The organism is Fenollaria massiliensis (assembly GCF_023347705.1).
GTDB lineage: Bacteria > Bacillota > Clostridia > Tissierellales > Peptoniphilaceae > Fenollaria > Fenollaria massiliensis.
Genome location: NZ_CP096649.1, coordinates 940411 through 951654, shown reverse-complemented (window position 1 = coordinate 951654; position 11244 = coordinate 940411). Strand labels below are relative to the sequence as shown.

The window sequence follows — 11244 nt, the reverse complement described above, 5'->3', positions numbered from 1 at the left end:
AGCCTTTTATGTTGCAAAATTATTTAATTTTTTCTAAAAATATATTTTTAATTCTATCTAATTCTTTTTCCGCCTCGTCTTCATTTTTTGTTCTTATCGAGAAATAGAATTTAATCTTAGGTTCTGTGCCAGATGGCCTTATCGCTATCCATGAGTAGTCATCGATGTAGTACTTAAGTACATTTGATTTATCAAGACCGGTATCGTCATTTAAGTAGTCAATCCTTTTAATAAATTTAAGCCCATCTATCTCAGTTTTATAATTTTTTCTAAAATTATCCATAATCTTAGCCATCTTGTCCTTGCCATCAAGTCCTTCGAAGACTATAGACTCTTGCGATTGAACAAAGTAGCCATATTTTTTGTATAGTTCATTTAAGTGATCCAAGATATTTATATTGTGCTTTTTATAATAAGAAGTCATTTGAATAAGTATCATAAAAGCGTTTACAGCATCTTTGTCTCTTACAAAATCTTTATAAACATAGCCGATACTTTCTTCAAAGCCGAAGAAAAAGTGCTTGTCATTCACATTTTCAAAGTCATTAGCAAGCTTGCAAATGTTTTTAAAACCAGTCAAAACGTCAGCAGATTCAAGGCCATGATCTTTGGCGATGGCTTTTGCAAAATCCGATGTAACGATAGACTTGACAAGATATGAAGTCTTTGCGGCCTTTGAGTGATTAAGAATGAAGTCAAGCATAAGCGCGCCAAGCCTATTGCCATCCAAAATTACATAATTCTCATCTTTTCTCACAGCCATATTGATTCTGTCGCAGTCAGGGTCACTTGCAAATATCGCATCTGCATTTTTTTCTTTAGCCAGCTTTATCGCCTCGTTAAAAGCCTCTTTAAACTCAGGATTAGGGTAAGGACAGCTAGTAAAGTCAGGGTCTGGATGCTCTTGAATTTTAGGTATATGATAATTTTTAAAGCCAAAATCCTTTATCACTTTAACAATTGGCTTAAGACCAGTACCATTGAGAGGTGTGTAGACAAAATTTAAATTTTCATCCATATCTACATCAAGTTTAATAGAGTAGAGATCCTTATAATAAGAGTCAAAAAACTCATCATCAATCATTTTAAGATATTTTTCATCATTATCTGTAATAGAAATATTATCAAAATTTATAGTCTTCATCTTACTTTGCACAAGCTCAGCCATATCTTCAAGAATTTGCGATCCGTGCTCATTGTAAACTTTGTAGCCGTTGTAATCCTTCGGATTGTGGCTCGCAGTTACCATGACCCCACAGGAGGCCTTGTAATGCCTTATGCCATAGCTCACGAAAGGCGTTGGCAACGCATCATCAAAAAGATAAACCGTAATGCCTTCTTTTGTGAAAATGTTTTTGCTAAGATGAGCAAATTCACGAGACATGTGCCTTGTATCGTAGCCAATAACAACAGATGGCGCATCAAACTTTTCTTTTAATACTAAGGCGATGGCTTTGGCGGCAAGCTTCACTGTATATACGTTCATCATGTTTGTGCCAAGACCAAGCTTACCTCTAAGACCAGCAGTTCCAAATACTAGGTCGGTCGCAAAATTATTTTTAATTTCATCTTCACTCATCTTTTTAAGAAGAGCATCGTCATCGCTACTTAAACTTGAATACGAAAGCCAAGTTTTGTATTTGTCATTAGTACTATTAGTTCTAATTTTCTTTTTATTTGAGAGCAAATAATATTTCATATTAAAAATCCTTGTAAGATCATCCATTATATTAAGAAGTTTTTTGCTTGCATAGTTCGTTTCTATGTAGACATTCACAAGCTTGTAAGGTCTTTTAAAATCAGAGCTCTTAGTAGATGAAAGATTATTCTCATCAAAATACATGTCTACACTATCTTTATAATAATAAGTAAGAACCTTAAGCAAAGTCTCATACGCTTCGTAATAGCTATTTACCTCATAAGCTTTTCCATTTATATATATATAAGAAAGAATAAGTCCGCTTTTATAATTAGCGTAAGTGAAGCAGTAAGGCTTAGTTGTTATGATTTGTGTATATGATTTATTTTTATTTATATCGTTATCGCTGTTTTTGAATTTCAAAATTTTGCTCATTAAATCACTCCTTTGTATATATTATAATACATATAGGGAAGATAAACAATAAAAAAAGATCAAACTACAATAGTTTGATCAATATATGGCGGGAGTATGTGCGAATCGAACACACCTATGAAGCTACAAACCCCACATGCACGGTTTTGAAGACCGGAGAGCCCACCAGGACTCATCTACCCCCAGACCTATATATTATAGCATAATTGATATGAATTTACAAGTTATTTATATTTATTATGAGAATTTTTATAAAAAATCAATAAATATTAAAAAAAGTCTTGCTATTTCCAAAAATTTATGGTAAAATATCAATGTTATGAAATTTGGAGGTGAGATTATTGGCAAACATTAAATCTGCGAAGAAAAGAATATCAGTTATTAAGAATAAAACTTTAGTAAATAAATCTAGAAAAACTGAGCTTAAGAACCTTATAAAGAGATTTGAATTATTGGTTAGTGAAAGCAAAACAGACGAAGCTAGAGAAGTACTTAAAGTTATAGATAAAAAGTTAAAGAAAGCAGAACAAAGAAACTTATTCCACAAGAATAAAGTTGCTAGAAAGATGAGTAGATTAACTCACAAGTTAAATAAGGCTGTTTAGTTAAAAGAGACCTTATTGTCTCTTTTAACTAATTTTAAATTTTTTAAAAAATTTTTAAAAAACCCTTTACAAATCAAAAATCTTGTTGTATAATAGTAAAGTAGTTTTGGACCATTAGCTCAGGTGGTAGAGCAACTGACTCTTAATCAGTGGGTCTAGGGTTCGAGTCCCTAATGGTCCACCACGAAGAAACGTGTTATTGCACGTTTCTTTTTTTATGCTTATATTTATTAATAAGTATAATAATTGAGCGTATTTGTGATTCTAAGCAATTGACAAATACCCCATTTAATGTTAAGATATTATCAGGTGATTATAATGGAGAATTTTGTAATTATAGATGGTTCGAGCCTACTTAACAGGGCTTTTTATGCAATTAGATTATTAAGTAACAAAAAAGGCATATTTACTAACGGTATCTATGGCTTTTTAAACATGCTTGATAAAATTACGGCTGATTACGAGCCAAAATATATGTGCGTGGTCTTTGATAGAAAAGAAAAAACTTTTAGAAAAGATATTTATGATGATTACAAGGGCAATAGAATGAAGTTCCCTGATGAACTAAGTGTTCAATTCCCAATACTTAAGGATATACTTACAAAGACGGGTATTAAGGTTTTGGACAAGGCTGGCTTTGAGGCAGATGACCTTGCAGGCACATTAACTATGATTGATGATAAAGATATTAAGAAGCTTTTAATAACTGGTGATAAGGACTATCTACAATTAATTAAAGATGATACAGACGTTATTATCACTAAGAAGGGCGTTAGTGAGTTTGATACATATAATATTGAAAAGATGAACGAGGTTTATGGACTAAGCCCTGATGAATTCATCGATCTAAAGGCTCTTATGGGTGATCAATCGGACAATATCCCTGGTATTTATGGTATTGGTGAAAAGACTGCTCTTAAAATTCTTAGCGAGTATAGGACTATAGAAAATCTTTATAATCACATTGACGAGCTTAAAATTAACAAGACTAATCAAAGGATAATTGATGGTAAGGACATGGCTTTCTTATCTAAAAAGCTTGCGACTATCGTTAAAGATGTTGATATACCGATGAATATCGATGATTACAAAATTAATGATGCTGATAATGATGCACTTAGAGAAATTTTTGAAGAATTGGAACTAAATTCAAGATTAAATTCCTTAGAAGGCAGCAAAAAAATAGAGGTAGCAGAAAATAATTTAGATGTGGAAATTATTGATGAAAATAATTTAAAGGCTCTTGAAAATGTTAAAAATGAATTTATATTTAGTATTACTACTGATACTGATAAATATTTCACTTCAGATATTTTATATATCACTTTTATACTAGATAAAATTTATATCATCAAAACTGATAATTTATCTTGTATAAAAAATATTTTAGAAGACGAAAATATTAAAAAAGTTTCACATGACATAAAAAAAGCTTATGTTTTAGCGCAAAAAGAAGGCATCAAGATCAAAAATTTTGCTTTTGATACTGCCATCGCTTATTATTTAATTGATTCAAACAAATCAAACTATAGTATACAAAACATGGCTATGGACTATTTGCAAAGACAAATTAATGCTTTTGACGATATATATAAAAAGGAAAAAATTAGAGATAAAAGGGTCTCAGCCATTGACATGGATGTGGCAAGTGAAGTTTTAAGTAACGAGATTAAAACTATAAAAGATGCTTATCCAATACTTAAGGAAAAGATTGATAGTTTAGACGAAAGAACTCTTTTCTACGACATAGAGCTTCCGCTTAGCGAGGCTTTGGCAGACATGGAATTTACTGGATTTAAGGTCGATAGAGATGAGCTTTTAAGGCTTGGAGACGAATACGACGAGCTTATTAAGGCAAAGGAAAGAATTATATTTAGCTTAGCAGGTGAAGAATTTAATATAAATTCGCCTAAAAAGTTATCTGAAATATTATTTGATAAACTTGGTATAAAGCCTATCAAAAAGACTAAGACTGGCTATTCAACTGATGCTGAGGTTTTAGAGAAGCTTTCAAACAAACATCCAATTGCTGACCAGATTGTTGAGTACAGAACTTATCAAAAACTTAAATCAACATACATTGACGGTCTTAAGGACTTAATTGACGATACAGGCAGAATTCATTCTTATTTCAATCAAACAAATACAGCTACTGGAAGGATTTCATCGCAAGATCCAAATCTTCAAAACATCCCTATAAGGACTGAGGCTGGTAGAAAGATTAGAAAAGCTTTTGTGAGCAAGGATGGATACACACTAGTTGACAGCGACTACTCACAAATCGAGCTAAGGATACTTGCTTACATCGCAAAAGATGAAAAGATGCTTCACGCGTTTGAAGAGGGCTTTGACATACACAGAAAAACTGCGTCAGAAGTATTTAACATACCATTTGATGAGGTTGATAGTGAGCACAGAAGCAGAGCAAAGGCTGTTAACTTCGGTATTGTTTATGGTATAAGCGATTATTCATTGTCACAAGACCTAAAGATTTCAAGAAAAGAAGCTAAAGAATATATCGACAACTATTTTGAAAAATTCTCAGGCGTTCACAAATATATGAATGATGTAGTTGAAAAAGCTAAGGAAGATGGCTATGTTAAGACACTTTTCAATAGAAGAAGAAATATACCAGAGCTTCAAAATTCAAACTACAATATAAGAGCTTTTGGCGAGAGAGTTGCGCTAAATATGCCTATACAAGGCACTAGCGCGGACATAATCAAGATTGCCATAGTTAAGATATTTAATAAATTTAGAGAATTAGGTATTGATGCGCACATCATAGTTACTGTTCACGACGAAATCGTTGTTGAAGCAAAGAATGAAGAAGTGGACAAGGTTAGAAAGATTATTAAGACTCTTATGGAAGATATCGATGGACTTGATATGAATCTAAAAGTTGATATAAATCAAGCGGATAATTGGTACGATGCAAAATAATTATATATTGACTGGGTCTATTGCTTCAGGAAAATCATCAGTTTTAAAGATTATAGCTGAAGAAGGATACAATACCATAAGCGCGGATGATGTAGTGAAGGAGCTTTACGAGGACGAAGAGTTTTTGAAGAGCTTTAAAATAGAAATTGGCGAAAAATTTTTTACAATTGATAAAAAGCTTGACAAAGATAAATTAAGAGAGACTATATTTAAAGACATATCCTTAAAAAATAGAGTAGAAGCCTTCGTGCATCCACTTGTTTATAAAAAAATAAAAGAAATGCTTTTAGATGGATTTAATTTCATCGAAGTGCCAATGTTTTTTGAGGCACGTGAATATTTTCTTGATTCTAAAATTGAGATTAAAGGCATTATCTTTGTAAATATTGATAAAAAAATACAAGTTTCAAGACTTATGCATAGAAATAAAATTAGTGAAAAAGAGGCTATAGCTATGATAGACACTCGCGTTACTAGCGAAGAAAAGATTAAAGCGTCTAATTATATCATAAATAACAATGCCTCAGAAGATGATTTAAAGAGAGAAGTCTTGAAAACTTTGGAGAGAATAAATGAAAAAGCTAATTAAATTTATAATAAAGCTATTTATAATAATATTTCTGGTGGAGTTAGTTTATCTATACTTCATACCCAAAAAGTATGACGATATTATTGATAAATACTCGTCTGAATATAATGTCGATAGATCCTTAGTTAAAGCGGTTATATTCAAGGAATCACGCTTTAAAGAGACTGCAGTTTCATCAAAAGGCGCAATCGGCCTTATGCAGTTAATGCCGTCGACAGCGCTTTGGCTTATGAACAAGCTAAAGATAGAAGATTATAAGATAGAGTCTGCCGACAATAACATTAGGCTAGGAACATATTATTTGTCATACTTAATGAACCTTATGGACTCAGATGAAGAGCACGCGCTTCTTGCATACAACGCAGGACCAGAAAATGCTAAACGCTGGGTCAATTCTGAAGGATACAGTAAAGAAGATATGGACAACTATGTTGACTTTAACGAAACAAGAAAATATGTTAGAGAAATCAAATTAACAAAAAATATAATTAGTTTTATGGATAAATATGGTATTTTTCTTGGTGAGCTTTCAAATTTATTGGAGGATTACGTAAGATGAAAAAGAAAATATTTTTATTAATAATGGTTTTTGCGCTTTGTATCAATTTTGTAGCTTGTAATAAAAGTGATGATAAAGAAGATGTGAATAAAGAGGGCGGAGAAGCATATTTATTGTCACAAGGAGGCAATATCAATCTGCCGCTAACACCATTTAAAACATTTAATCCAATACTTAATGATAACTTGTATTATTTTTATTTCAAAGATTTGATTTATTCAAGCCTTTTAGAGATTAATGACGATTCATCGCTAAATAATTTGTTAGCAAGTTCAGTCGAAAAAATTGACGACAGAACTTATAGAATAAAGTTAAGAGAAGGCGTTAAATTTCATAACGGCAAAATTTTAAGCGCAGATGATGTAATTTTCTCATATAATTATATTTTAAATAATAAGGATAGATCATTTTATTATAACTTGATTAATGACGAGTCAAATAAAATTTTTAATGGTTCGCAAAACTTTGCTATGAATAGAGTTGATAATAACACTGTAGAAGTGAGATTTGCAAGCGCAAGTAAAAATAATTTATATAAATTAACTTTTCCTATAATTTCATCGGCTGATGATTATAAAAATTATACGCCTAATGGCACAGGACCATTCAAGTTTAAGTCTTATGAAAATAACAAGACGCTTATTTTGGAGAAAAATAAATCTTATTTCAATGGTCAAGCATCAATTGATACAGTTACAGGCATTGTCATAGATAATCCTAGTAACTTTGAAGGCATTTTTGAAACAGGAAAACTTGATATATACACGGCTTTTGATACAAATTACTCAGAGTTTTTAAACAGCTCTAAGTATACTGCACTTGAGTTTCCATCGAATAAGCTTTATTATATAGGATTTAATTATAAGAAGAATCCATCACTTGACTTAAGAAAAGTAATTGAGGCTAGTATAAATAAAGATATAATAAATAAGGAAGTTTTTTCTACTAATTTATCACTTTGCAAAGGATTTTATCCTGAAGAATCAGTATTTGGTCTACACGATATAAAAGAGAAAGAAGATTTATCTAAGCTTAGCGTTAAAAAGAATGAAAATCATCAGTATGTCGATGAAAACAATAAAATTATTAAATTAAATATACTTTATAACAAAAACGATGCCAAGAAAAGAGCTATAGCCAACATAATTTATACACAGCTTGATAACGCTGGATTTAAGGTTGAGATGCTTGGTAAAAATGCGAATGACATTAGCTTTACTGAAAACTACGACATCTATGTAGGAGAGTATTTAGTAAATAATTCATTTGATTTAAACTATAGATTTTCAAACAGGTCAGAAGCAAATTTTACTAGTTACTCTGACGATAGATATGAAGCTTTACTTAATAATTTATATACTAACAAGATTGAATACAAAGAAATAAATAATTTTCTTCAAAATGAAAAGATATATATACCGCTTGGTTATGAGAAGAATGCTTTAGTTCTTAAAGAAAATATGATTTATGATGGCAAAATTAATTTTCAAAATGTTTATTCGAAGATAAAAGATTTAATTATTGTGAGCGCAAAGTCTTGATATTATTCGAATTTAATGTTATAATATTTATTTGTGAAATGGGGTGATTTTATGTCAATACTTAAGACCTTTGCTGGAGGCGTTCATATGCCCGAGTATAAGGAACTATCAGAAAAACAAGCAATTGAAGAGCAAAAAGAGCCAAGTAAAGTTGTTATTCCACTAAACCAACACGTAGGCGCTGAATGTACACCACTTGTTAAAAAAGGCGACTTCGTTAGAGAAGGCCAAAAGATTGGTGACAGTGATGCATCTTTATTTGCACCTGTTCATGCTAGTATTTCTGGTATAGTTAGAGATATTGGCAAAGTTTACACTACTGGAGGCTGGCTTGTAAATTCAATTACTATTGAAAAAGCAAGTGATGAAGAATTAGAGGCCTTAGGCAATCCAAATTGTAGTGAACTTTTAATGGAGGGTTACGGTGACTTTAGAAATCTATCTAAAGAAAAAATCATCGAACTAATTAAAGAAGCAGGAATTATAGGTATGGGTGGAGGAGCGTTCCCATCGTTTGCAAAAATACAATCGTCTGACGATGGAACCATAGACACTATAATCATCAATGCTGCTGAATGTGAGCCGTTCTTGACATGTGACCACAGAATGATGCTTGAATATTCAGACAGAATGATAGGCGGACTTAGGATAGTTATGAAATATCTTAACGTTAGCAGTGCTTACATAGGAATTGAAGATAATAAAAAAGACGCTATTGACCTACTAGAAGAAAAGCTTAAAGACGATAAGTTTATCAAAGTAGCAGTACTTAAGACAAAGTTCCCTCAAGGAGACGCTTACAGAATGGTTGACTCAATCTTAGGAAGAAAAGTTCCTCAAGGAGGAAGAACTAAGAATGTTAACACATTTGTAAGTAATGTTGGTACATTCGTTGCTATTTACGATGCAGTAACATTTGGTCACGCATCACATAAGAGGGTAGTTACAGTTACAGGTAACGGTGTTAAAGAGCCAAAGAACATCAACGCATACGTTGGAACATCTATTAGAGACCTAGTTGAAGAAGCTGGCGGATTCAATGGAGACGTTACAAAAGTTATAGTTGGTGGACCAATGACTGGTGTTGCACAATATTCATTAGATACACCTATATCTAAGAACACATCAGGCATAATCCTTTTAACTGATAACGACTATAAAGATCAAGAAGAAAGCCAATGCATTAAATGTGGTAAATGTGTTGACGCTTGTCCAGTACACTTAATGCCACTTTATATCTCAAGATATCAAGAGTTAGGCAATTTAAAGATGTGTGACAAGTACAACGCTCAAAGCTGCATAGTATGCGGATCTTGTTCATTCGTTTGCCCTGCAAAGAGATTCTTAGCTGAAAGAATTTCAGTAGCAAAGAGAGAGATAAAACAGTCTCTAAGAAGATCTAGATAGGAGGGAAATATGGAAACAAATAAAAATGTTCAAAGTGAAAAGCTTTATAGAGTAAGCTTAGCTCCATATTTGCGTTCTAAGTCTACTACACAAAAGATGATGCTAGACGTTATCATAGCTATGTTACCAGCTCTAGCAGCAAGCATTTACTTCTTCGGCATGAACGCTTTGATGTTAACTGTTGTATCAGTTATTTCATGCGTTGTAGCAGAAGTATTTATGCAAAAATTATTCAAAAAGAAAGTTACAGTAAGCGATTTATCAGCTGTAATTACAGGAATTTTACTAGCATTTAACTTACCTGCAAGTGCACCTTGGTGGATGCCTGTATTTGGCGGATTCTTCGCAATATGCATAGCAAAGCAAATCTTCGGTGGAATCGGTTCAAACTTTATGAACCCAGCACTTGCCGCAAGAGCAGCAATCATGGCATCTTGGCCAGGACTAATTACTAATTACATTACACCTGATGGAGTAGCATCAGCTACACCACTTCAATTAATGAAAGCTGGAACAACAGGTGAATTGCCATCACTTATGGATATGGCAATTGGTAATATCGGTGGAGTTATAGGTGAAACTTGTTCAATACTATTAGTTTTAGGAGGAATCTATCTAATAGTAAAGAAAGTTATTGATTGGAAGATACCTTGCCTATACATTTTAACAACAACAGTATTATTAGCAGCATTTGGCGTTGACATAAGCTTATTGCCATACCATATACTTGGTGGAGGACTTATCTTAGGAGCCTTCTTTATGGCAACAGACTTCGTTACTTGTCCAGTAACACCAAACGGAAGAATTATATTTGCTATAGGATGCGGTATAATTACAGCTATAATCAGAGTGTATGGCGGTATGGCAGAAGGTGTTTCATACGCAATCATACTTATGAACACAGCTACACCTCTAATCGAGTCATTAACTACACCTAAGGTATTTGGGGAGGTTAAGAGCAAATGAAAGAAACAATAAAACTTGGTTTAATATTATTTATCATTGCGGCTTTCTCAGGAGGAATATTATCTTATACAAACAGTTTAACTAAACCTATCATTGACGAAAGAGAATACGAAGAAACTCAAGCTGCATTTAAAGAGCTAATTCCAGATGCTGACAGTTTTGATGAGCTTGACGCAGCAAAATTAGAAAGCTTAAAGAGTGAAAATAAAAAAATACAAGATATATATGAAGCAAAGAAAGATGGTTCAGTAATTGGATATACATTCAAAACTGCTGGATCAGGTTATGGCGGAGACGTTGTTATATTAACAGGCATTGCAGAAGATAAAATTACAAAGATACTTGTTTTATCACACAAAGAAACACCATCACTAGGAGATAGAATCGAACATGATGAGTTTAAAGATCAATTTGTTGATAAAGATGCAAGTCATGAACTAGTTTTATCAAAGAGCGCTTCTGGAGAAGAGATACAAGCTATATCAGGCTCAACAATTTCTTCAAGAGCAACTGTAGAATCTGTTAATCAAGCAATTGACGCTTTGAGTAAGTTAAAGTAG

9 protein-coding genes and 2 tRNA genes are annotated in these 11244 nt (G+C 32.5%); 9 read left to right on the top strand and 2 right to left on the bottom strand.

Annotation, left to right across the window (positions count from 1 at the left end):
- Positions 1–19: 19 nt before the first annotated feature.
- Both M1R53_RS04835 and M1R53_RS04830 read right to left on the bottom strand, forming a co-directional pair.
- A complete protein-coding gene (locus tag M1R53_RS04835) occupies positions 20–2074 on the bottom strand; it encodes a phospho-sugar mutase (protein ID WP_249242172.1) in 2055 nt (684 codons plus the stop codon).
- 86 nt (positions 2075–2160) lie between these two features.
- Positions 2161–2258, bottom strand: a tRNA-Sec gene (locus M1R53_RS04830).
- Positions 2259–2415: 157 nt separating this feature from the next.
- Here M1R53_RS04830 and rpsT point away from each other — a divergent pair.
- From rpsT to M1R53_RS04785, 9 genes are all read left to right on the top strand, one after another.
- Entirely contained in the window at positions 2416–2679 is a 264-nt protein-coding gene (gene rpsT / locus M1R53_RS04825) for a 30S ribosomal protein S20 (protein ID WP_019213692.1), read from the top strand.
- 108 nt (positions 2680–2787) lie between these two features.
- Positions 2788–2863 (top strand) — tRNA-Lys (locus tag M1R53_RS04820).
- Between the two features lie 134 nt (positions 2864–2997).
- Positions 2998–5622 (top strand): DNA polymerase I, encoded by a 2625-nt coding sequence (gene polA / locus M1R53_RS04815; protein WP_249242171.1) that lies wholly within the window; start codon positions 2998–3000, stop codon positions 5620–5622.
- The gene (coaE, locus tag M1R53_RS04810; RefSeq protein WP_249242170.1) at positions 5612–6211 is read left to right on the top strand and encodes a dephospho-CoA kinase; all 600 of its coding nucleotides are present in this window, start codon (positions 5612–5614) and stop codon (positions 6209–6211) included. The genes polA and coaE overlap by 11 nt, the downstream gene beginning before the upstream one ends.
- Positions 6195–6770 carry a lytic transglycosylase domain-containing protein gene (locus M1R53_RS04805; RefSeq protein ID WP_249242169.1) on the top strand — a complete coding sequence of 192 codons (576 nt, stop codon included), beginning with the start codon at positions 6195–6197 and terminating at the stop codon, positions 6768–6770. Before coaE ends, M1R53_RS04805 begins: the two co-directional genes overlap by 17 nt.
- On the top strand, positions 6767–8311 hold the full coding sequence (locus tag M1R53_RS04800; protein ID WP_249242168.1) for an ABC transporter substrate-binding protein: 1545 nt from the start codon (positions 6767–6769) through the stop codon (positions 8309–8311). Before M1R53_RS04805 ends, M1R53_RS04800 begins: the two co-directional genes overlap by 4 nt.
- Before the next feature lie 51 nt (positions 8312–8362).
- The gene (rsxC, locus tag M1R53_RS04795; protein ID WP_249242167.1) at positions 8363–9718 is read left to right on the top strand and encodes an electron transport complex subunit RsxC; all 1356 of its coding nucleotides are present in this window, start codon (positions 8363–8365) and stop codon (positions 9716–9718) included.
- A 9-nt stretch (positions 9719–9727) separates the two neighbouring features.
- Positions 9728–10684, top strand: a complete 957-nt coding sequence (locus M1R53_RS04790; RefSeq protein WP_249242166.1) for an RnfABCDGE type electron transport complex subunit D — start codon at positions 9728–9730, stop codon at positions 10682–10684.
- Positions 10681–11244 carry an RnfABCDGE type electron transport complex subunit G gene (locus M1R53_RS04785; RefSeq protein ID WP_070600001.1) on the top strand — a complete coding sequence of 188 codons (564 nt, stop codon included), beginning with the start codon at positions 10681–10683 and terminating at the stop codon, positions 11242–11244. The genes M1R53_RS04790 and M1R53_RS04785 overlap by 4 nt, the downstream gene beginning before the upstream one ends.